Consider the following 19,323-nt stretch of genomic DNA (forward strand, 5'->3'; position numbering starts at 1 on the left):
CGGGCCCCCCCCTCCTGTTGTTGGGCGCGCCCCCACCCCGACAACGCGGCGAGCGTGCGTGCCAGGCGTCGCCGGGCAGACGGGACTTTCGAAACACGCCCTAGACGGCCCGGCCGCCGCCGGTCGTCGGGGGTGGTCCGGGACGGCCCCCGGCGACCGGCGGCACCTGGTCCGGAGCACCCCCGCGGACCGGGTAGTATTTTCTTCGTCGCCGGCCGCCACAAGCGGAAGGCGGGAGTCATGCGCCGCTAGCTCAGTTGGTTAGAGCAGCTGACTCTTAATCAGCGGGTCCGGGGTTCGAGTCCCTGGCGGCGCACCGAAGAAGGGCCCCTCGTGGAGATGCGAGGGGCCCTTCGGCGTCCCACCGGACGCGTTCCCGGTACGTCGCCGCCCCCGGCGGCCGCCGCCCCACCCGCGATCCCCGGGGATCGCGGTGTTCAGACGTGCGAGCCGAGTTGCACCATGACGGCGACGGCGACGGCGACGAAGACGCCGAGGAACAGCAGACCGCACCCCGTGCGCGCGACGAGTGCGCCGCGGGCCGGAGGCTCGGCCGTGGCCCCCTCGGGGTCGTCGGGCGCGTACCACACCGTGGCCAGGTCGCCTTCGAGGATCGTCGCCGGAGCACCGTCCGCCTTGAAACGGATCGTCCAGCCGTCGTGCGCGGTGAACTCGAAGACGTGATGCAGGGTCGTGGACACCGCCCTGCCACCGCCCCCGCTGGTGGTCGTGTACGTCCGCAGGCAGCGCGCCTCGGCCGTGAGGCCGCTCCACGCCCGGTGGGTCCGGCGAGCCTGGGCGATCACCTTGGCCATGCCGAACAGCACCAGCGCGATGACGAGCGACGGGACGAGATACACCAAGACCGCCATGAGACCCCCCGTGGTCCTGACGCGGACGGAGCGGCCCGCGTGCAGGGAAGGTATCCCGGGGTCCGGCGCGGCCGACTCAAGGAAAGCTCAGACTTCCGGCGCGCGCGGCCGGACGCCCCGCGTGTGCCGGTCCCGGTGGCCGGGGTTCCGGCACGCGCGGTCCCGCCCGACGTGGCGGTCTACGTCCCCGGGGGTCAGAACGTGACGTCGGAGCAGGCGTAGAACGCGTTGGCCGTGTCGGCGATCGTCCAGACGGCGACGACGACGTGGTGCCCGCTCAGCCCGGACGGCAGGGTGCCGCTGTGGGAGAGGGTCTGCGGCGGGCGCTGACCGCCGTAGGGCACCGTGAGGAACGGCGTCAGGTTGAGGTCGGAGCGGGCCAGCTCGTGGTTCTGGTTCCAGCCCGGTTTGGTGACGTAGTACCGGAAGTCGGTCGTGGCGTGCATGGCGGTGAACTGCCAGCGGAAGGTGTACGACTGGCCGCCGGTCACCCGGGTGGTCGGCCAGGCCGCGCCCGACGGGGTCTTCGGGCTGTCGAGCTGGGCGAACGGGGCGTTGTTCGCCGAGCAGATCCGGCCGTCGGCCGGTCCGGCGGCCGGGAAGCCCTTGGGGCCCTCGACGCTCTGCGGCTCCCACTGGATGTTGCCGCAGTTGGCGACGGTGCCGTTCTGGCAGAGCTTCTGCCTGCTGACGGGGAGGTCGGTGTAGCCGTGGCCGCTCGCGCCCCCGGCGGTGAGCACGAAGGCTCCCGCCGTGGTGAGGCCGAGCGCGGCGGCGTACCACTTGGTCTTTTTGCGCATGCTGCCGCTCCTGGAGAACGTGGGGAGGTTCCGTGAGGCGTGCAGGTCTAGACCAAGTTCGAGATTATTGCCGATCGTTGAACATGTCCATACCAATGGGGGGACTTGTTCGACGGGTCGTCAGGGCGACTGCTCCCCCCGCCCCGAGCAGAACGCCACCGTCAGGTCCTTCACCAGCGCCTTGCGCTCGTAGTCGTCGAGTTCCACCAGCCCGCGCATGGTCAGCCGGGTCACCGTGTCCTCCACCGAGTCCACCACCGAGCCCAGCACCGACGCCCGCTGCTGGGCGTCCAGCGCGGCGATCCGGCGCCGGTTCATCGCGGCGGCCACCTCGGGGGCGTACTCGACGCGCAGCGGCTGCACCGAGTACACCTCCAGGCCGATCGCGCCCGCGTCCCGCGCGACCCGCCGGGTCAGCGCCTCCCCGGAGGCCTCGACCACCCCCCGCCCGGCAGCCGGCGTCTCCACCGGGACGCGGGCGAGCGCCGCCTCGACGCACTCGCGCAGATACGTCTCGTGGTCCTCCACGCCGAGCGTGGCCCGCGCGGTGTCCCGCACCCGCCACACCACGAGCGCCACCACCCGCAGCGCGACCCCGTTGCCGTCGGCCGCGGGCATCGCCTCGCTGCGCCAGTGCCGCAGCCGTACGTCGACCCGGCGGCGCAGCAGCAGCGGGTTCACCCACAGCAGGCCGGTGCGCCGGACCGTCCCCCGGTAGCGGCCGAACAGGCCGAGCACCCAGGCCCGCCCGGTCCTGCCTCGCGCCAGCCCGCCGAAGCCGAACAGGCCGAGGGCGCCCGCCCCCGCGTACGCCGCCCACTGCGCGGGGCCGAGGCCGGCGCCGGCCGACGCGGGCAGCGCGAGTGCCTCCACCACCACCGGCGGCAGCACACCCGCCCACCACGAGGTGGCCGCGCAGCCCGCCGCCCCGCACGCCCCGGCGGCCACCCCGACCGCGCCGGGCAGCACGCGGCCGGGCCGCTCGACGAGCGCGGGGTCGACCTGCGCGACCGGCCGCGCCTTCACCGGAACCGGCCGGCGGAACCTCGGTTGCTCCCCGGTGCCCGCCCGGCTGCCCACGACGGTGGGCCCGAGCGGCACCGGCCTCGGCTCGGGTTCGTCGCGGAACAGCAGATGGACGGGGATCTCGGTGGTCGCCTCGTTCTGGATCAGCCGGGCGGGCCGTGCCGGCCCCTCCGATTCGGGCGTCTGAGAAGTGGTCGTACTCATGCGTGCCTTCAGCCTCCGCGCCAGATACGCCATGACAGTGGATGGGACGACCGGAGCCGTCGGGCGGCCGGCCTACGAGAACAGCCGCCGCCAGGTCTCCGGTCCCGGGTAGCCGTCGGCCGCCCCGCCGCGCCAGCCCTGGGCGCGCTGGAAGGCCTCGACGCCCCGCCGGTCCGCCTCGCCCCAGCGCGGTCCGGGCCCCTGGGTGTAGTACCTGCCGAACCCTTTCTTCACCAGCTGCCTCCCCAGCTGGGTGACGTGCGCGTTGTCGGCGCCGGGCCGGAACATGCCCCGGCCGGGATAGGCGGGGACCCGCGGGGCCGGGGCGGGCGCACCCACCGCTCCGGACCCCGCGGGAGCGATGTCCCGGCCCTTGCCGGTGGTCAGCAGCGACCAGGTCAGCGGGCCGGGCAGCCCGTCGGCGGCGGCGCCGCTCCAGCCCTGGGCCTGCTGGAACGCCTGGGTGGCCCGCAGGTCGGCGTCCGACCAGCGCGGGCCGGGCCCCGAGGCGTAGAACCGCTTCGCGCCGCGCTCGACGAGGAGCCGGCCGAGCCGGGTGACGTGCTTGTTGTCGGCGCCGGGCCCGAAGGCCGCCCGCCCCGGGTACGCGGGCGGGACGGCGCCGGAGCCGGGGTTGGCCCCGTCCCCGCCGCCCTCCTTGCCCGGGACCTGCGGCACCACCGGGTCGGCGGTCAGGCCCTTGTAGCGGTAGGGGACGTACTTGCTGGAATTGGTCCAGTACGCGTAGGGGGTGGCGAGCCTGCGGGTGGTGGGGCGGGTCTGCTCGTAGACGGTGTAGTAGCCGTGCGTGTAGTCCGTCCAGCCGCCGAAGAGGACGACGTGGGAGCCGTTCGTCGGGTCGGCCGGGTTGTGGAACAGCAGCATGTCGCCCGGCTGGAGCTCTTCCTTGGTGATCCTGGTCGCGTAGGTGTGGAGGCTGCCCGTCCACTCGTTCCCCGGCAGGTTCCAGGCCATGGACACATAGCCGGAGCAGTCCTGCCGGTAGCCGTCCGACCAGTACGCGCTCATGCTGTACGGCACCTTCGCCGCGACCCATTTCTCGGCGCGGTCGATGATCTCCGTTCGGGTGGTGGCCGGCAGCCGGGCCGCACCGGCGGGCTTGCCGCCGGGCCCGTGCAGGGGCGCCTTCACCCCCTGCGGGGTCTCGGGCCCGTCGTCCGCGGGGGCCCCCGGCCGGTCGGGGGCCTGCTGCGGGGCGGCCAGGGCGGGGGCCGCTTGACCGGTTCCGAGGACCGCGGAGGCCGCGGCCGCGACGACGACGGCGCGATGGGCGGCCGGGCGGCCGCCGGTTCCGGCGGCCCGGGACGCCGCTGCGGCCCGCCTCCGGTCGACGCATCCGGGGCATTCGCAGTCGCTCGCGGGATCGAATTCCTCGAACACCGGAGCGACCATGCGATTCCCCTCACATTGCAGATGGAAATGTCCGCGACTGTGCACGTTCGCCAGTCTTCACCAACTGCCTTGCCGATGCGCATGCTGACGGTCCGAATGATGTACGCAGGGCCCCTCCCGGGGGGTGCGGGGCAGGTCCGGGGGGTCGCCCGGGCGTCCGGAGCACCCCCGGAGGTCATGTAGAGTTAACGTCGTCAGCAGGCGCCGCTAGCTCAGTTGGTTAGAGCAGCTGACTCTTAATCAGCGGGTCCGGGGTTCGAGTCCCTGGCGGCGCACAGACAGCAGAAAGCCCCTCGCGCGAGCGAGGGGCTTTCTGCTGTTCAGGACGCTGGTCAGGGCGCCGTGCCGGTCAGGTACGCCGACACGATCACGTTGGCCGTGTAGCTGCGGCTCGCCCGGTCGAAGGTGCCGCCGCAGGTGATCAGCCGCAGCTCGGCGCGGCCCGACTCACGGGTGCCGTAGGCCTGGCGGGCGTCGAAGCCGTCGCGCCGGACCACGGCGACGTCGTCGACGGTGAACTCGGCGACCTTGCCGTCGTCGCGGACCACCCGGATCGTCTCGCCGGCCGCGAGCGTGCTCAGCTTGTGGAAGACCGCGGGGCGGGTCTCGGTGTCGACGTGGCCGACCATCAGCGCGGTACCGGCGGCGCCGGGCTTCACCCCGGCCGCGTACCAGCCGACGACGCCCGCCTGGTCGTAGGGCGGTGCGGTGATCGCGCCCTGCGCGTCCAGGCCGCGGGCCACGACCGGGGCCTGCACGCCCAGCTGCGGAATGTCCACGCGCTGCGGCAGCGCGGCGGCCAGCGGCCGGGCGGCGGGCGGCAGCCCGGCGGCGGCGGGCCGGCCGACCGCGGCCACGTCACCCGTGGCGGTGGCGACGGCTCCGGGCCGCACGTCGGTCACCTCGCGGCCCCACAGCCACAGGCCGAGCAGCAGCAGCGCCCAGGCCAGGCCGATGAGGAGTCGCCCGGAGCCGTGTTCCCGTTCGGACATGGTCATTCCGTCCCACGGCGGCGGGTGCCGCGCAGCAGCACGGCGACGGCGGCGGCTCCGGCCAGGAGCAGACCGGTGACGGCGTGGGCGAGGCCGGGGCCCTCCACGCGGGAGTCGTCGGCGGCGGCCAGGGGCGCCGCGCCTCCGCCGCCCGCCTGGACCGGGGCGACCGGGGACGCGGGGGCGGCCGGCCGGGCGGTGGCCGCCACGACCTTGATCGCGCCCTTGACCTCGAAGTCGGCGCAGACGATCGTCACGCGGTAGGAACCGAGGGCGAGCGAGGTGCGGATCCGGGTCTCGCCGGACAGCGAGCCGCCCGGGCCGCCCGTGCCGACCAGGTGCGCGTCGGAGACGAACGCCTCGGACTCCGCGGTGGCCTTCTTCCCCGAGCAGCCGGTGACCTCGAGGGCGACCTCGGCGCCGGGGGCCGGGGTCGACGGGGTCACGGAGACTCCGCCTGCCGGGTTCGTGGCGTACGCCGTCGGGGTGAGGGTCGCGGCGACGACCGCGACGCCCGCACAGAGTGTGACTTTCAGTGAACCCATCGTGAACCTCCCAGTACCTGGAGGCTCCCCCTCGCGCCGGTGCCCCGCATCTCCAGCGGGGCACCGCTGCTCCGTCCGGGTCGTTTCCGCCCGGTGGCAGGTTTCAGATCCGGTCGACGAGGTCCGCGATCGAGTCGACCACCTGTGACGGGCGGTACGGGAAGCCGTCCACGTCCTCGGGCCGGGTCAGGCCGGTGAGCACCAGGAACGTCTGCATCCCGGCCTCCATGCCGGCCAGCACGTCGGTGTCCATGCGGTCGCCGATCATCGCGCTGGTCTCGGAGTGGGCGCCGATCGCGTTCAGTCCCGTGCGCATCATCAGCGGGTTGGGCTTGCCCGCGAAGTAGGGCTGCTTGCCGGTCGCCTTGGTGATCAGCGCGGCCACCGCGCCGGTCGCGGGCAGCGGACCCTCGGTGGAGGGACCGGTCTCGTCCGGGTTGGTGCAGATGAAGCGGGCGCCGTCGTTGATCAGCCGTACCGCCTTCGTCATGGCTTCGAAGGAGTAGGTGCGGGTCTCGCCGAGGACGACGTAGTCCGGCTCGTGGTCGGTGAGGATGTAGCCGATGTCGTGCAGCGCCGTGGTCAGACCGGCCTCGCCGATGACGTACGCCGAACCGTCGGGCCGCTGGTCGTCCAGGAACTGGGCGGTGGCCAGGGCCGAGGTCCAGATGTTCTCTATCGGCACCTCCAGGCCCATGCGGCGCAGCCGGGCGTGCAGGTCGCGCGGGGTGTAGATCGAGTTGTTCGTCAGCACGAGGAAGGGCCGGCCCGACTCGCGCAGCTTCTTCAGGAAGGAGTCTGCGCCGGGGATCGGGACGCCCTCGTGGATGAGCACCCCGTCCATGTCGGTGAGCCACGACTCGATGGGCTTGCGGTCTGCCATGTGGTGCGTCTCCTGGCGTGCGTACGGGCGGTGCGGGGCGCCGGAACCACGGCGTACCGACGCACCCAGCCTAGTCAGGACCGCGCGATCCGGACCCGGCCGATCACCAGGTGAACCGGGCGACGCCCCGGCGAGGCCGCAGCAGCGCCCCGGCGCCCCCTCGGCGACCCCTCAGCGGCGCTTGCGGAGCACGACGAGGGCGGCGCCCGTGGCGAGGAGGGCGGCGGTGACGGCGAGGGCACCGGCCGGGGAGGAGAGACCGGTGAGGGCCAGTTCCTGGGCCTCGTCGGCGAGGGAGGGCGGGGCGGAGGGGGAGGTGCCGGAGGTCGGGGCGGAGGTGGGGGCGGAGGTGGAGGTGGAGGTGGAGGTGGGGGTGGGGGTGGGGGCGGAAGCGGTGGAGGTCGAGCGGGGAGGGCGGTCGGGCTCGGACTCGCCCTCCTTCTCCTTCTCCGTCTCCTTCTCCGGCTCCGGCTCCGGCTCGGTCGCGGTCCCGGTCTCGATGGCGAATCGGTAGTCGTTCGACTGTCCGACCCACTCGCCGTCGTCGCCCTGGCGCTGGACGACCGCCGCGTTGGCGGTGACCTGGTTGGGCACGGCGTCCGAGGTGAGCGAGAGGCGCAGCTTCACGGTGAGGGTCCGGCCCGGGGGGACGGTGAAGCCGGGGAAGGGGGCCGGGCGCTCCGCGGGCCCGGCGGGTTCCTCCGTCGCGCCGGGGACGTCCGCGAGTGCTCCGACGAGTTCGTCCTCGTCGGTCGTCTCGAAGCGGACGGGGTGCGGGTGACCGTCGGCGTAGAACTCCAGGTGGGCCTGGGCCGGCTTCAGGGCGTGCGCGGAGTCGACGAGGACGACGACCGGGTGCACGCCGGCGCAGGTGCGGCGGGTGGTGTTGGTGAGGTCGATGAACCAGGTGCCGTAGCCGCCCCCGGCACGGTAGGAGTCGGGCCCGCCGTGGAGCCGGGTGGTGAGCGGAAAGTCCCCCGCGTCCGCCCCGGCACAACTCGGCACGGCTTCCGCGGAGGCGGGCCCGGGCAGCAGAACGGCGGCTGCGGCGAGGCAGAGGGAGACGGGCGTGCACAGTCGCATGAACACGTGAGCCTGCCGCAGGGAGGTGCCGGACGGGGGCCGCCGCACCGTACGGCCGTGCGAATGCATTCGTTCGGCGGAGGGGGCGGACAGCGGAGGGGCGGGCTCCCCTCATACGTCCGTCCGCCCGAACACCGGCCCCAGGAGCAGGTGGGCGGCGCCCTCCGCCACCCCGGCCGGGCCGCCGGAGCCGTCGGACCCGCCGGGCGCGAGTCGTACGGGTACGGCGAGGTCCGGGGAGCCCTCCCGGACGGCGCGCGCGGCGAGGACCGCCGCGACTCCGGCCACGAAGGGGTCCGGAGACGCGGTGATCGTGCGACCGCCGAGGAGGACCTGGTCGATGTCGAGCAGACCGGCGAGGTTCGCGGCGGCGGCGCCCAGCACCCGGGCCGCCTCCGCCACGTCACCCCGGCCGATGGCCGCCAGGCACAGCGCCTCGACGCAGCCGCGGTCGCCGCAGGGGCAAGGCGGTCCGTCCAGCTGGATGACCTGGTGGCCGAACTCCCCGGCGCCGGTGCGCGCCCCGCGGTGCACCCTGCCGTCGATGACCAGGCCGGCGCCGAGCCCCGTACCGAGGTGGAGGTAGGCGAAGGAACCGCGTTCGCCGGCGACGGCGAGGCCGAGGGCGGCGGCGTTGGTGTCCTTGTCGACGACCACCGGCACGCCGAGCCGCCGCGCCAGCGCGTCCCGCAGGGGGAAGCCGTCCCATTCCGGAAAGCCGGTGACGCGGTGCAGGACGCCGTGGGTGTGGTCGAGCGGACCCGGCAGGGCGACGCCGACACCGAGCAGCCTCGAGACCTGCCCCTGCTCTTGTTCCCGCTCCTGCTCCCGCTCCTGCTCTTGCTGCTGCTCTTGTTCCTGCTCCCGCCCGTGCCTCCGCCCCTGCCCCACCGTCTCGGCGACGCCCCGTTCCACCGCCCCCAGCACCGCCTCCGCCCCGGCCCCCAGGTCGAGCGGGCCCCGGCGCTCCCTGACCACGCTCCCGTCGAGGTCCGTGAGGACGATCCGCAGTTCGTCGCGGTCGAGGTGGACGCCGACCGCGTGGGCGGCCGCCGGCACCAGCCGCAGCACGGTGCGCGGCTTGCCGCCCGTGGAGGCGCGGCGGCCGGCCTCCGCCGCGAGGCCCTCCTCCCGCAGCCGGGCGGTGATCTTGCTGACGGCCTGCGGGGTGAGGCCGGTGCGCTCGGCGAGTTCGAGCCGGCTGATGCCGTCCGGTCCGGCCGTGCGCAGCAGGTCGAGCACGAGCGCGGCGTTGTGACTGCGCACGGCGAGGAGATTCGCGCCGACGGCGCCGCCCGTCGCGCCGCTCACGCCGCGGGTGCCGCTTGAGCCGCCAGTGCCACTTGGGCCGCCGGGGCCACTTGGGCCGTCGAGGCCGCCCGCCCCGCTCCTGCCGCCTGCCGTGCCGCCGTTCGTCCTGTCCACGCGCCCATTCTCCCCCGCGCTTGCACTTTGGCAACAGCGTTGCGAAAGTAGGTCGCATGACTGGTACCCCCCTCCGCGTGGGCCTGATCGGCTACGGCCTGGCCGGCTCCGTCTTCCACGCCCCGCTGATCGCCGCCACCGAGGGCCTCGTCCTCGACACGGTGGTCACCTCGAACCCCGAGCGGCGGGGGCAGGCCCGCGCCGAGTTCCCGGACGTACGCGTCGCCGGCACCCCCGACGAGCTGTTCGCCCGCTCCGGGGACCTGGACCTGATCGTCGTCGCGTCCCCGAACAGGACGCACGTGCCGCTCGCCAGGACCGCCCTCGAAGCGGACCTCGCGGTCGTCGTCGACAAGCCGGTCGCCGGTACCGCCGCCGGGGCGCGGGAGCTGGCCGGCCTGGCCGAGCGGCGCGGACTGTTCCTCTCCGTCTTCCAGAACCGCCGCTGGGACAACGACTTCCTCACCCTGCGCTCCCTCCTCGCCGAGGGCGCGCTGGGCGACGTGTGGCGCTTCGAGTCCCGGTTCGAGCGGTGGCGGCCGCAGCCGAAGGGCGGCTGGCGGGAGTCCGGCGATCCGGCGGAGATCGGAGGTCTGCTGTACGACCTCGGCAGCCATGTCGTCGACCAGGCGCTGGTCCTCTTCGGCCCGGTCACGCAGGTCTACGCCGAGGCGGTCGTCCGCCGCGCCGGCGCGGAGACCGACGACGACACGTTCCTCGCGCTCACCCACGCGAACGGCGTCCGCTCCCACCTCTACGCCTCCGCGACGACCGCCCAGCTCGGCCCGCGGTTCCGGGTGCTGGGCTCGAAGGCCGGCTACGTGAAGTACGGCCTGGACCCGCAGGAGGCGGCCCTGCGGGACGGCAGGCGGCCCGGCGCCGGCTGGGGCGAGGAGCCCGAGGAACTGTGGGGGCGCGTCGGCTCCGGCGAGTCCCCGCCGACCGGCGGCGGACGGGCCGTGCGGACCCTGCCCGGCGACTACCCGGCCTACTACGCTGCGGTGGCGAAGGCACTGACCGACGGCGGTCCCAACCCGGTGACCGCCGCGGAGGCGGCCGCCGCGCTCGACGTCCTGGAGGCGGCCCGCCGTTCGGCACGAGACGGAGTGGCGGTGTCGCTGTGACCCACGAGATCACCCCCAGGTTCACCCCGGAGATCGCTCCCACCCTGGAGGAGTTGCAGGCGCAGGAACGCCGTCTGGTGTTCCGGCGGTTCACCTTCGACGACGCCTGGGCGCTCGGCTCGCTGCTGGTGGAGCTGGCCCGCGAACGGCAGGCCCCGGTCGCCGTCGACATCCACCGCGCCGGCCAGCAGCTCTTCCACGCGGCCCTGCCCGGCTCGGCCCCCGACAACGACGCCTGGATCGCGCGCAAGCGCCGGGTGGTGGAGCGCTACGGCGCCTCGTCCTACCTGGTGGGCTCGCGCCACCGCGCGAAGGGCACGACGTTCGAGGAGTCCTCGCGCCTGGACCCCGACACGTACGCGGCCCACGGCGGCTCCTTCCCGATCACCGTCGAGGGCGTCGGGGTGGTCGGCGCGGTGACGGTCTCGGGCCTGCCGCAGCTGGAGGACCACCGGTTCGTGGTGGAAGCCCTGGAACAGTTCCTGGAGAAGGACCTGGACCTGCGCTGAGGCACGTCACGGGGCGCGGGGCGGAGCCGGGGTACGGCTCCGCCCCGCGGACGCGACCGGCCGGGGACGACCCGCACCGACCGATCACCCCGTCTCCCCCGCCCCCGGCGGAGCGTCACGCGTCCTTGAGTTCCTGCCGCTGCCGCCCCAGGCCCTCGATCTCCAGCTCGACCACGTCCCCCGCCCGCAGGTACGGCTTCGGCTCGGGCTGCCCGAAGGCGACCCCGGCCGGCGTCCCCGTGTTGATGACGTCACCGGGGTACAGCACCATGAACTGGCTGACGTAGCGGACGACTTCACCCACGGGGAAGATCTGGTCGGCGGTCGTGCCGTCCTGCTTCAGCTCGCCGTTGACCCACAGCCGCAGCCCCAGCGCCTGGGGGTCGGGCACCTCGTCGGCCGTCACGAGCCACGGGCCGAGCGGGTTGAACGTCTCGCAGTTCTTCCCCTTGTCCCACGTGCCGCCCCGGTCCATCTGGAACTCCCGCTCGGAGACGTCGTGCGCGACGGCGTACCCGGCGACGTGCGCGAGCCCCTCCGCCGCCGACTCCAGGTAGCGGGCGGTACGGCCGATGACGACCGCCAGCTCCACCTCCCAGTCGGTCCTCGTGGACCCGCGCGGCACGAGCACGGTGTCGTACGGCCCGACGACCGTGTCCGCCGCCTTGAAGAAGACGACGGGCTCGGCGGGCGCCGCGGACCCCGTCTCGCGGGCGTGGTCGTGGTAGTTCAGCCCGATGCACACGACCTTGCCGATCCGGCCGACCGGCGGGCCGACCCGCAGCCCGGCCGCGTCCAGTGCGGGCAGTTCGCCGGACTCGCCGGCGGCGCGGATCCGGCCGAGCGCGTCGGCGTCGGCGAGCAGGGCGCCGTCGATGTCGTCCACGAGGCCCGACAGGTCCCGCAGGGTCCCGTGGGCGTCGAGCAGCGCGGGACGCTCCGCGCCCGCCGTACCGACTCGCAGCAGCTTCATGATCACAGTCTCCCTCGCTCGCGGGCGCCCGCCGACGGGTGCGGCCGCCGGAGGACTGATCGATCGTCCAAGCTGCGCGTCCACTCCGCAAGACCCGGTTCACGTACTGGACCGCCACGACGGGTCCGCCCCACGGGCCCGTCACCGGTGGAGCAGCGCCCGCTCGGCCACGCTCCAGGCCGTGCTGGTGACGACGTACAGCGCGGCGGCCAGCGGTACGACGGCGACGGTGACGAGGGTGAAGAAGGACAGGAACGGCATCGCCCTGGTGACCGCGCCCAGGCCGGGCACCTGCTCCCCGCCCGCCGCCGGGTTCACGGCCGTCGCGTTCACGGCCGTCGCGCGCCGGGCGAGGCGGTAGCCGGCGGTGGCGACGGCCGCGACGACGGCGAACAGCGCCAGGTAGACCAGTCCGGCCCCGCCGAACACCCCGCCGGCGGCGAGGGCGTCGGTCCAGCGGTCGCCGAGGGGCGCGTCGAGGAGCCGGTGGGTGAGCAGGCCGTTGGTCTCGCCGCCGATCGTGGAGTGCGAGAAGACGTAGTAGAGGAGGAGGAAGGCGGGCGCCTGGAGGAGGCTGGGCAGGCAGCCGGACAGCGGGGACACCTGCTCCCGGGCGTGCAGTTCCAGCACGGCCCGCTGGAGCTTCTCCGGGTCGCGGGTGTGCTTGCCGCGCAGTTCGGCGATGCGCGGCTGGAGCGCGGCCCGCGCCTTCTGACCGCGGGCGGCGGCCCGTGACAGGGGGTGGACGAGCAGCCGTACGAACGCGGTGAACAGGACGATCGCGGCGGCGGCCGCGGAGGCGTGGAAGAGGGGTTCGAGCAGGTCGGCGAACCGCTCGACGAGGTGGACGAAGACGGAGAAGGAGACAGAGGGGACAGGGAAGACGGACATGGGTGCGGAGCCCTCCAGGGGTCTCGTCGTGCCGGGACGTGGATACGGCGGCATGACGGCCCGCGCGGGGGCACGCTGTGGTCAGCGATGTGACCCGGGTGGTGGCCCGGGTGGTGACGTGGGTGCCCTACGCGACGGCCGTCGGGAGGGCGTGTCCGGGTGCCCTGGGCCGGGGCCGTCCGGAGGCGTCGGGATCGCGCTGCGGCAGGAAGGCGGTACGGCGGTCGCGGTCGCGGACGGCCGTCCGCACCCGGGTGCGCGGCACGGCGGGAGCGCAGCGCGCGGCGACGAGCGAGCAGAGCGCGAGGGCGGCCCCCGCGGCGGCGGTCGCGGCGAGGGCGACGGTCGAGGAGAGGCTGCCCGCGTCGATCAGGGCGAGCCCGAGAACGGTGAGGAGGAGGGCGACCGCGGGCGGGCGCCGCAGGAGGGGGGTGTCGAGCATGGCGCGGATCACCGTGGCCCCTTCTGTTCACGTCGTTGTTCACGTCGCCGTCCTTGTTCGGTTATACCCGAACGGGCCGGGCCGTGGGGCGGCGCCCGGTCGGTCAACCGCCCATGAGTGCGGACCTGTTCGCCCCGTCGAACCTTCCTCCGCGGGTTTGAGAAAGGGCTGTCGGAACTCTCGACAACACCACGCGCCGCCCCCGATGCTTCGTGACGCGCGCACGCACTCACGTCCCCGCACGAGCCACGAGTGACGGACCCCGGCCGGGACGGCCGGCCCCCTGTCCTCGGTTCACGGACGCCGCCGGCGGGACGACCGGCACGTCCTCAGTCGAGTGAAGCGGAGAAGTCATGATCCGACGCAGAACCCTGCTGGCCGCCACCGGCGGCGCCCTCCTCGGCACCGGCCTGGCGGCCGGCACGGCCCGCGCCGACGCGACGATCGGCGTCAACCCGTCGACGAGCTACGGCACGTGGGAGGGCTGGGGCACCTCCCTCGCCTGGTGGGCGAACGTCTTCGGCGCCCGCGACGACTTCGCCGACATCTTCTTCACGACCAGGTCGGTGGCCTACGGCGGCCGGACGCTCCCCGGCCTCGGCATGAACATCGCCCGCTACAACCTGGGCGCGTGCAGCTGGAACAGCGTGGGCGGCGAGTCGATGGCGGTCTCCCCCAACATCCCCGCGTTCAAGCAGATCGAGGGCTTCTGGCAGGACTGGAACAACGAGGACCCCGCCTCCTCGGCGTGGAACTGGTCGGCGGACGCCAAGCAGCGGGCCATGCTGACGAAGGCGACCGCGCGGGGCGCGACCACCGAACTGTTCGCCAACTCACCCATGTGGTGGATGTGCCTGAACCACAACCCCTCGGGCGCGGCGGGCGGCGGCAACAACCTCCAGTCCTGGAACTACCGCCGGCACGCCTCCCACCTGGCCGCCGTCGCCCTGCACGCGAAGAACAACTGGGGGGTGGACTTCGCGACGGTCGACCCCTTCAACGAGCCCTCCTCGTCATGGTGGACGGCGACCGGCACCCAGGAGGGCTGTCACATGGACGCCGGCGTCCAGGCGGCCGTACTGCCCCACCTGCGCAGCGAGTTGGACAAGCGCGGCCTGACCGGCACCCGTATCTCCGCCTCGGACGAGACGAGTTACGACCTGGCCCGCGCGACGTGGAACTCCTTCGGCGCGTCCACGAAGGCCCTGGTGGACCGGGTCAACGTGCACGGCTACCAGGGCTCGGGCGGCCGCCGGGACCTCCTCCACACGGACGTGGTCACGACGTCCGGCAAGTCCCTGTGGAACTCCGAGACCGGCGACAACGACGGCACCGGCCTGTCCATGGCGAGCAACCTGCTCTACGACTTCCGCTGGCTGCACCCGACGGCCTGGGTGTACTGGCAGGTCATGGACCCGTCGACGAACTGGGCGATGATCGCGTACGACGCGGCCACCCTCCAGCCCGGCGCGGTCACCACGAAGTACTACGTGATGGCCCAGTTCAGCCGCCACATCCGCCCCGGTATGACGATCCTCGACACGGGCGTCGGCTACGCGGTGGCCGCGCTGGACAAGGCCGCACGGCGCCTGGTGATCGTCGCCGCCAACACCTCCGCGTCGGCCCAGACCCTGACCTTCGACCTCTCCCGCTTCACCACCGTGACCGGCGGCTCCGGCGGCCTGGTCCCCCGCTGGAACACGGTGACCTCGGGCGGCGGCGACCTGTACACGGCCCGCTCGGACACGTACCTGTCCGGCAAGGCGGTCAGCGTGCCGTTCGCGGCGGGCGCGGTGCAGACCCTCCAGGTGGACGGGGTGACGGTGTAGGGGGGCCGGGGAATCCCGGGGCGCCCCCTCCCCGGCGCCCCGGGCCGCAGGCAGGCCTCCCCGCCCCGGCCCCCTGGCCTGCGGCTCTCTCCTCTTCGTCACCGGTCGGCAGTACGGTGTCACCCATGCGCCCCGACACGCCTGCCGAGAACGTCGACCACACCGCCGAAGCGGCACGCCTGGAGCGGACCGCCGGCCTGTATCCCGAGGACACCGAGGCCCTGCTCGTCCAGGCCGCGGCCCACCTGGAACTGTCCGGCGACCGCCCCGCCGCGACCACCCTCTACGACCGCCTGCTGTCGTCCCCGGCCGGCCTGGACGCCCCGCACCTGGTCCGCGCCCTCAAGGCCTCGAACCTGTGGGAGTACGGCCACGAGGCCGAGGCCCGCGCGATCATCGACGGCATCCGCGCGGCCGCCCCGCGGGACCCGGCCCCCTGGGTGATCGTCGCGGAGTCCCTGGAGGCCCACGACGAGCTGGAGGCGGCGGAGGCGACGTTCACCGAGGCGGCACGGCTGCTGCTGACGGACGTACCGGAGCCGCCGTACGCCACGCACCCCCTGCTCTTCGGCCGCCACCGCGTCCGCCGGATGCTGGGCGCGGCCCACGACGACTGGGACAGCCTCGCCGACGCCGTGAACTCGTCCCCCGTCTCCCTGGACGAACTTCACGACCCGAAGCGGGTCTGGTCCCTCGGGTCCGACAACCCGCTGGAGCTGGAGGCCGAGATCTCCCGCCTCCGCGCCGAACTGGGCACCTTCCGGGAGGCCCTGTCCCGCCCCTTCCCGGTGGCGGTCCTGCACTGGCCGGCGGGCGAACTGGCGGAACTGCTGTCGGCCTACCCCACCCTCGCGACCGAGTACCCGTCCCACGAGACCCACCTCGCGGTGATAGAGGCATCCCTGCGCGAGCTGGCCGCCTCCGGCACGGCCAACCTGGGCATCGTGACGGGCACGGTCCCGTCGTACGAGGCCTTCGCGGCCTCGGAGGGCACCTCTCCGGGGGACGCCGACCTGCTGCCGCAGTACGCGACGACGCTGGCGGCGCGGGGGCGGGCGGCGGCTTGGCCGCCTCAGCGGGGGGCTTCTTGCTGGTGCGGGTCGCAGAAGGCTTATGGGGAGTGTCACGGGGCGGGAGCATAGGACTGCCGACCTGGTACTCCGGTCATGTTGGATGCGCGATTGCCGCGACCAGGGCGGAAGAAGAAGATCATCGACCGTGACGACGTGCATTCGTGAGGCATGACGACAGTGAACAGCGTGACGCCCTCCTCACCCGGCGTCTCGGCCCGCATGCGCAGACAGGCGAGCAAGGACACCAGTGCCGAGTTGGCCGTACGCCGACTGCTCCACGCGGCTGGCATGCGCTACCGCGTGGAGTATCCGGTCCCCGGTATGCCGCGAAGACGGATCGACGTGGCTTTCCCCCGGGCGAAGGTCGCGGTCCTCATCGACGGCTGCTTCTGGCACGGCTGTCCTCAGCACGCCACGCGTCCGAAGGCCAATGCGGACTGGTGGCGTACGAAGCTGGACCGGAACATGGCCCGCGACCAGGAGACCACCGAACACCTCGCCGCCCAGGGCTGGACGGTGCTGCGGTTCTGGGAACACATACCGCCCGACGAGGTGGCGGCGACGGTACGTGCTGCGGTCGACCTGGAGAAGCAGCGTCGAGGGCACCGCAAGGGGAGCACGCGACTGTCGGGCCGCGCACAGGACGCAGAGGGAGTGGATGACTGACCGGCTGGGTTTCGTGGATGTCTGCGCGGGGGCCGGCGGCCTGGCGTCGGGGCTGGAGAGCGCAGGCTTCTCGCCGGTGCTCCTGCTCGACAGCAAGCACCAGGCGTGCGAGACGCTCCTGGCCAACCGTCCGCACTGGAACGTGGTCCGCGAAGACCTGCTCGACTTCCTTCCGGACGAGCACCCGGAGGTCTTCGACGTCGACCTGCTGTCGGCCGGTCTGCCTAGGGTCAAGTCCTCGGCCGCGGTGGGACGTACGGACAGCGACCAGGAACTGAAACTTCTCACGGCCACGATCTACCTGGTCCACTCGATTCAGCCGCGGGCTCTATTGCTGGAGAACCTGCCCGCTCTCGTCGAGTCACCGGCGTACGCCGACATTCGTGACTTCATCCAGAAGGAACTCGTCCATCTCGGTTATCGGTTCTGCTGGTTCGTGCTGAACGCGGCCGACTTCGGCGTGCCACAGGAACGCAGGCAGGGCATTCTCGTGGCTCTCAAAGAGGAGTGGTTCCACGGCTTCGCCCCGCCCGAGCCGACCGTGAGGGAGCACGTGCCGGTCGGTCAGGCACTGCTCCGATCCATGGAGGCCCGCGGTTGGCGTGACGCCGAGGACTGGGCGGCCCAGGCCTCGACCGTCGCCCCCACTCTGGTCGGCGGCTCGGACAATCGCGGCGGTGCGGACCTCGGCCCGTCCGGCACCAAGCGGGCCTGGGCGCGGATGGGGGTGAACGCGGGGGCGATGGCGGACGAGGTACCTGGAGCGGACTACGAGTGGCCGCGGTCGGACGATCCGTCGCAGATGATCAAAATCACGGTGGACCAGGCGGCCCTCCTGCAGTCGTTCCCTACGGAGTGGCACATCACGGGACGGAAGACGGCTCGGTACAGGCAGATCGGTCATGCCACTCCTCCGCCGGTGGGAAAGGCGCTCGGAACCGCCATCGCGACCGCTCTGCGTTCCTCCCCGGTACGTGGGGCAGACAGTCCGTACGCACCTCGCAGCGCCGGCTAAACTTCACGCCCATGAGCCACATCGAGAAGAAAGACGCCCGACCTGTGAGTTTCCGCATCGTGGATCTGTTTGCGGGGCCCGGTGGGCTGGATGTGGCTGCGGACGTCCTGGGCCACCAGGTCACCGGCATCGAGTGGGACAAGGACGCGTGCGCCACTCGCAGCGCAGCAGGGATGGACACCTTCCACGGCGACGTGAGGGAATACTCCGCTGCGCATTTCCCCCATGCCCAGGTGCTGACCGGGGGGCCTCCCTGCCAGACCTTCACCGTGGCCGGGCACGGCGCCGGGCGCAGGGCGCTGGACGACGTGCTGGGGTACATCGAGCGCCTGCACGCCGTCGCGAAAACGGACGAAGCGGAGTGGGACAGCATCTCCGGTGTCTGGCGGGAGATCTCCGAGGAGCTGAAGGAAAAGGCCGCCGAGGCGGAGAAGATCAAGGACGAGAAGCGTGAGGTCGAGGCCCTCCGTTCCGTGGAGCGCAAGGCGATCAAGAAGAGTCTCCAGGAGCGCGGCAGTTCCCCGGAAGAGATCAAGAGCGTTCTGAAGGCGCTCAGGGCCTCGAGAGAACTCGAGCTCGAGAATGCGGACCTCGAGCATCTGATCGAGGAGTACAGCGCCCTGGGGGTGAGGCTGAACGACCTCAAGGCCAGGCTCGAAGAGTTGGGCGACGAACGGACAGGACTGGTCCTTCAACCGCTGTGGTGGGTGATCGAGCGGAGCCGACGTCCGGGGCTGAAGCCCTATGAGGCAGTCGTCCTGGAGCAGGTTCCCGCCGTGATGCCGGTGTGGGAGAAGTACGCCGAGGTGCTCACCACCCTCGGCTACCGGACGAGGACGCAGCTGATGTTCACCGAGGCGTTCGGGGTTCCGCAGACGCGCAAGCGCGCGGTGCTCATGGCCCGACTCGGCGAGACCGACATCCCTGAGGTGGCCGAGACCCACGAGCGCTACCGCCCTCTGGCCGTTGCCGCGGGATCGTCGACGACGGAGCTGGCGGACACACTCCTCTGGGACACTGCGGAGGAGAGCCCCGAGGGAACGCCGAAAGCGGCTTGGGTGTCCATGGAGGCGGCTCTCAAGAAGGCGCGGAGCCTAGCGCCCCATCTGCCGGACCGGCCGGCCTTCACCGTCGTCTCGAACTACGGGACCGGCGGCGACCCCGGTGCGCGCGGCAAGCGCGACCACGACGTCCCGTCCGCGACGATCACGGGGAAAGTGTCGCGCAACCGTCTGGTCCACAAGGGCACGGACACCGACCTCCCCGAGTTCGACCGTTTCACCTTCGCCGAGGCGGGCGTGCTCCAGACGTTCCCCGTCGCGTATCCCTGGAGCGGCAAGGACCAGCCGCAGCAGATCGGCAACGCCGTACCTCCGCGGCTCGCCCTGCACGTACTGCTGCATGTCCTCGCACCGGAGCTGAGCGGCGAGGAGGCCCGTGCCAGGTTGGAACAGGCCGTCGCGGATCTGGAGGCATGGCAACCCGGCGAGCCGGTGAAGGTGCGCGAGCACGGGCAGTGGGAGGGCCACCCGCTCACCGGCAGGTGACCCTTCCCGTC

19 protein-coding genes and 2 tRNA genes are annotated in these 19,323 nt (G+C 72.8%); 9 read left to right on the forward strand and 12 right to left on the reverse strand.

From position 1 onward, the window contains the following. The first annotated feature begins 242 nt into the window (after positions 1 to 242). A tRNA-Lys gene (locus AB0N31_RS15705) sits at positions 243 to 316 on the forward strand. 121 nt (positions 317 to 437) lie between these two features. Here AB0N31_RS15705 and AB0N31_RS15710 read toward each other — a convergent pair. The 4 genes from AB0N31_RS15710 to AB0N31_RS15725 form a co-directional block, all read right to left on the reverse strand. After that, positions 438 to 872: a DUF3592 domain-containing protein gene (locus tag AB0N31_RS15710; protein ID WP_366058920.1), complete on the reverse strand. Its 435-nt coding sequence runs from the start codon at positions 870 to 872 to the stop codon at positions 438 to 440. Between the two features lie 194 nt (positions 873 to 1,066). Then, positions 1,067 to 1,672, reverse strand: coding sequence for a lytic polysaccharide monooxygenase (locus AB0N31_RS15715; RefSeq protein ID WP_366058921.1), 606 nt, complete (start codon positions 1,670 to 1,672; stop codon positions 1,067 to 1,069). Positions 1,673 to 1,792: 120 nt separating this feature from the next. Next, a complete protein-coding gene (locus AB0N31_RS15720) occupies positions 1,793 to 2,902 on the reverse strand; it encodes an SPFH domain-containing protein (protein WP_366058922.1) in 1,110 nt (369 codons plus the stop codon). A gap of 72 nt (positions 2,903 to 2,974) precedes the next feature. Next, positions 2,975 to 4,315: a peptidoglycan-binding protein gene (locus AB0N31_RS15725; RefSeq protein WP_366058924.1), complete on the reverse strand. Its 1,341-nt coding sequence runs from the start codon at positions 4,313 to 4,315 to the stop codon at positions 2,975 to 2,977. A 201-nt stretch (positions 4,316 to 4,516) separates the two neighbouring features. Between AB0N31_RS15725 and AB0N31_RS15730 the strand changes: the two genes are divergently transcribed. Further along, positions 4,517 to 4,590, forward strand: a tRNA-Lys gene (locus AB0N31_RS15730). Positions 4,591 to 4,647: 57 nt separating this feature from the next. Here the strand turns inward: AB0N31_RS15730 and AB0N31_RS15735 are convergent. The 5 genes from AB0N31_RS15735 to AB0N31_RS15755 form a co-directional block, all read right to left on the reverse strand. Further along, complete coding sequence (locus AB0N31_RS15735; RefSeq protein ID WP_366058925.1) at positions 4,648 to 5,307, reverse strand: class F sortase; 660 nt, start codon at positions 5,305 to 5,307, stop codon at positions 4,648 to 4,650. A 2-nt stretch (positions 5,308 to 5,309) separates the two neighbouring features. Further along, positions 5,310 to 5,852, reverse strand: coding sequence for a hypothetical protein (locus AB0N31_RS15740; protein WP_366058926.1), 543 nt, complete (start codon positions 5,850 to 5,852; stop codon positions 5,310 to 5,312). Between the two features lie 103 nt (positions 5,853 to 5,955). Next, positions 5,956 to 6,735, reverse strand: a complete 780-nt coding sequence (locus AB0N31_RS15745) for an HAD-IIA family hydrolase (protein WP_366058927.1) — start codon at positions 6,733 to 6,735, stop codon at positions 5,956 to 5,958. 171 nt (positions 6,736 to 6,906) lie between these two features. Continuing rightward, positions 6,907 to 7,818 carry a hypothetical protein gene (locus AB0N31_RS15750; RefSeq protein ID WP_366058928.1) on the reverse strand — a complete coding sequence of 304 codons (912 nt, stop codon included), beginning with the start codon at positions 7,816 to 7,818 and terminating at the stop codon, positions 6,907 to 6,909. 111 nt (positions 7,819 to 7,929) lie between these two features. Further along, the gene (locus AB0N31_RS15755) at positions 7,930 to 9,129 is read right to left on the reverse strand and encodes an ROK family transcriptional regulator (protein ID WP_366058929.1); all 1,200 of its coding nucleotides are present in this window, start codon (positions 9,127 to 9,129) and stop codon (positions 7,930 to 7,932) included. A gap of 170 nt (positions 9,130 to 9,299) precedes the next feature. On the opposite strand from AB0N31_RS15755, the gene AB0N31_RS15760 reads away from it, so the two are divergent. Further along, positions 9,300 to 10,367: a Gfo/Idh/MocA family oxidoreductase gene (locus AB0N31_RS15760; protein WP_366058930.1), complete on the forward strand. Its 1,068-nt coding sequence runs from the start codon at positions 9,300 to 9,302 to the stop codon at positions 10,365 to 10,367. After that, entirely contained in the window at positions 10,364 to 10,876 is a 513-nt protein-coding gene (locus AB0N31_RS15765; RefSeq protein ID WP_366058931.1) for a heme-degrading domain-containing protein, read from the forward strand. Before AB0N31_RS15760 ends, AB0N31_RS15765 begins: the two co-directional genes overlap by 4 nt. A gap of 115 nt (positions 10,877 to 10,991) precedes the next feature. Here the strand turns inward: AB0N31_RS15765 and AB0N31_RS15770 are convergent, their stop codons facing one another. From AB0N31_RS15770 to AB0N31_RS15780, 3 genes are all read right to left on the reverse strand, one after another. After that, positions 10,992 to 11,849 (reverse strand): fumarylacetoacetate hydrolase family protein, encoded by an 858-nt coding sequence (locus AB0N31_RS15770; RefSeq protein ID WP_366058932.1) that lies wholly within the window; start codon positions 11,847 to 11,849, stop codon positions 10,992 to 10,994. A 141-nt stretch (positions 11,850 to 11,990) separates the two neighbouring features. Continuing rightward, positions 11,991 to 12,740 (reverse strand): membrane protein insertase YidC, encoded by a 750-nt coding sequence (gene yidC / locus AB0N31_RS15775; RefSeq protein ID WP_366058933.1) that lies wholly within the window; start codon positions 12,738 to 12,740, stop codon positions 11,991 to 11,993. A 127-nt stretch (positions 12,741 to 12,867) separates the two neighbouring features. After that, complete coding sequence (locus AB0N31_RS15780) at positions 12,868 to 13,182, reverse strand: DUF6412 domain-containing protein (protein ID WP_366059027.1); 315 nt, start codon at positions 13,180 to 13,182, stop codon at positions 12,868 to 12,870. A gap of 353 nt (positions 13,183 to 13,535) precedes the next feature. Here AB0N31_RS15780 and AB0N31_RS15785 point away from each other — a divergent pair, with 353 nt between their 5' ends. The 5 genes from AB0N31_RS15785 to AB0N31_RS15805 all read left to right on the forward strand — a co-directional run bounded on the left by AB0N31_RS15785 (position 13,536) and on the right by AB0N31_RS15805 (position 19,312). Further along, positions 13,536 to 15,011, forward strand: coding sequence for a glycoside hydrolase (locus AB0N31_RS15785; RefSeq protein WP_366058934.1), 1,476 nt, complete (start codon positions 13,536 to 13,538; stop codon positions 15,009 to 15,011). Positions 15,012 to 15,136: 125 nt separating this feature from the next. Further along, a complete protein-coding gene (locus tag AB0N31_RS15790) occupies positions 15,137 to 16,153 on the forward strand; it encodes an SEC-C domain-containing protein (protein ID WP_366058935.1) in 1,017 nt (338 codons plus the stop codon). 150 nt (positions 16,154 to 16,303) lie between these two features. Further along, positions 16,304 to 16,750: a very short patch repair endonuclease gene (locus tag AB0N31_RS15795; RefSeq protein ID WP_366059028.1), complete on the forward strand. Its 447-nt coding sequence runs from the start codon at positions 16,304 to 16,306 to the stop codon at positions 16,748 to 16,750. After that, the gene (locus AB0N31_RS15800) at positions 16,743 to 17,765 is read left to right on the forward strand and encodes a DNA cytosine methyltransferase (RefSeq protein WP_366058936.1); all 1,023 of its coding nucleotides are present in this window, start codon (positions 16,743 to 16,745) and stop codon (positions 17,763 to 17,765) included. Before AB0N31_RS15795 ends, AB0N31_RS15800 begins: the two co-directional genes overlap by 8 nt. Before the next feature lie 11 nt (positions 17,766 to 17,776). Beyond that, positions 17,777 to 19,312, forward strand: coding sequence for a DNA cytosine methyltransferase (locus tag AB0N31_RS15805; RefSeq protein ID WP_366058937.1), 1,536 nt, complete (start codon positions 17,777 to 17,779; stop codon positions 19,310 to 19,312). The last annotated feature ends 11 nt before the right edge of the window (positions 19,313 to 19,323 follow it).

It is taken from the genome of Streptomyces sp. NPDC051051, from assembly GCF_040682975.1.
Taxonomy (GTDB): domain Bacteria; phylum Actinomycetota; class Actinomycetes; order Streptomycetales; family Streptomycetaceae; genus Streptomyces.

Bases quoted from the DNA above. Each gene is read 5' to 3' on its own strand.
- AB0N31_RS15735 (WP_366058925.1), bottom strand. From the start codon at position 5,307: ATGTCCGAACGGGAACACGGCTCCGGGCGACTCCTCATCGGCCTGGCC.
- AB0N31_RS15780 (WP_366059027.1), bottom strand. From the start codon at position 13,182: ATGCTCGACACCCCCCTCCTGCGGCGCCCGCCCGCGGTCGCCCTCCTC.
- AB0N31_RS15760 (WP_366058930.1), top strand. From the start codon at position 9,300: ATGACTGGTACCCCCCTCCGCGTGGGCCTGATCGGCTACGGCCTGGCC.
- AB0N31_RS15745 (WP_366058927.1), bottom strand. From the start codon at position 6,735: ATGGCAGACCGCAAGCCCATCGAGTCGTGGCTCACCGACATGGACGGG.
- AB0N31_RS15720 (WP_366058922.1), bottom strand. From the start codon at position 2,902: ATGAGTACGACCACTTCTCAGACGCCCGAATCGGAGGGGCCGGCACGG.
- AB0N31_RS15785 (WP_366058934.1), top strand. From the start codon at position 13,536: ATGATCCGACGCAGAACCCTGCTGGCCGCCACCGGCGGCGCCCTCCTC.
- AB0N31_RS15790 (WP_366058935.1), top strand. From the start codon at position 15,137: ATGCGCCCCGACACGCCTGCCGAGAACGTCGACCACACCGCCGAAGCG.
- AB0N31_RS15710 (WP_366058920.1), bottom strand. From the start codon at position 872: ATGGCGGTCTTGGTGTATCTCGTCCCGTCGCTCGTCATCGCGCTGGTG.
- AB0N31_RS15725 (WP_366058924.1), bottom strand. From the start codon at position 4,315: ATGGTCGCTCCGGTGTTCGAGGAATTCGATCCCGCGAGCGACTGCGAA.
- AB0N31_RS15715 (WP_366058921.1), bottom strand. From the start codon at position 1,672: ATGCGCAAAAAGACCAAGTGGTACGCCGCCGCGCTCGGCCTCACCACG.
- yidC (WP_366058933.1), bottom strand. From the start codon at position 12,740: ATGTCCGTCTTCCCTGTCCCCTCTGTCTCCTTCTCCGTCTTCGTCCAC.
- AB0N31_RS15805 (WP_366058937.1), top strand. From the start codon at position 17,777: ATGAGCCACATCGAGAAGAAAGACGCCCGACCTGTGAGTTTCCGCATC.
- AB0N31_RS15795 (WP_366059028.1), top strand. From the start codon at position 16,304: ATGCGCAGACAGGCGAGCAAGGACACCAGTGCCGAGTTGGCCGTACGC.
- AB0N31_RS15800 (WP_366058936.1), top strand. From the start codon at position 16,743: ATGACTGACCGGCTGGGTTTCGTGGATGTCTGCGCGGGGGCCGGCGGC.
- AB0N31_RS15770 (WP_366058932.1), bottom strand. From the start codon at position 11,849: ATGAAGCTGCTGCGAGTCGGTACGGCGGGCGCGGAGCGTCCCGCGCTG.
- AB0N31_RS15750 (WP_366058928.1), bottom strand. From the start codon at position 7,818: ATGCGACTGTGCACGCCCGTCTCCCTCTGCCTCGCCGCAGCCGCCGTT.
- AB0N31_RS15740 (WP_366058926.1), bottom strand. From the start codon at position 5,852: ATGGGTTCACTGAAAGTCACACTCTGTGCGGGCGTCGCGGTCGTCGCC.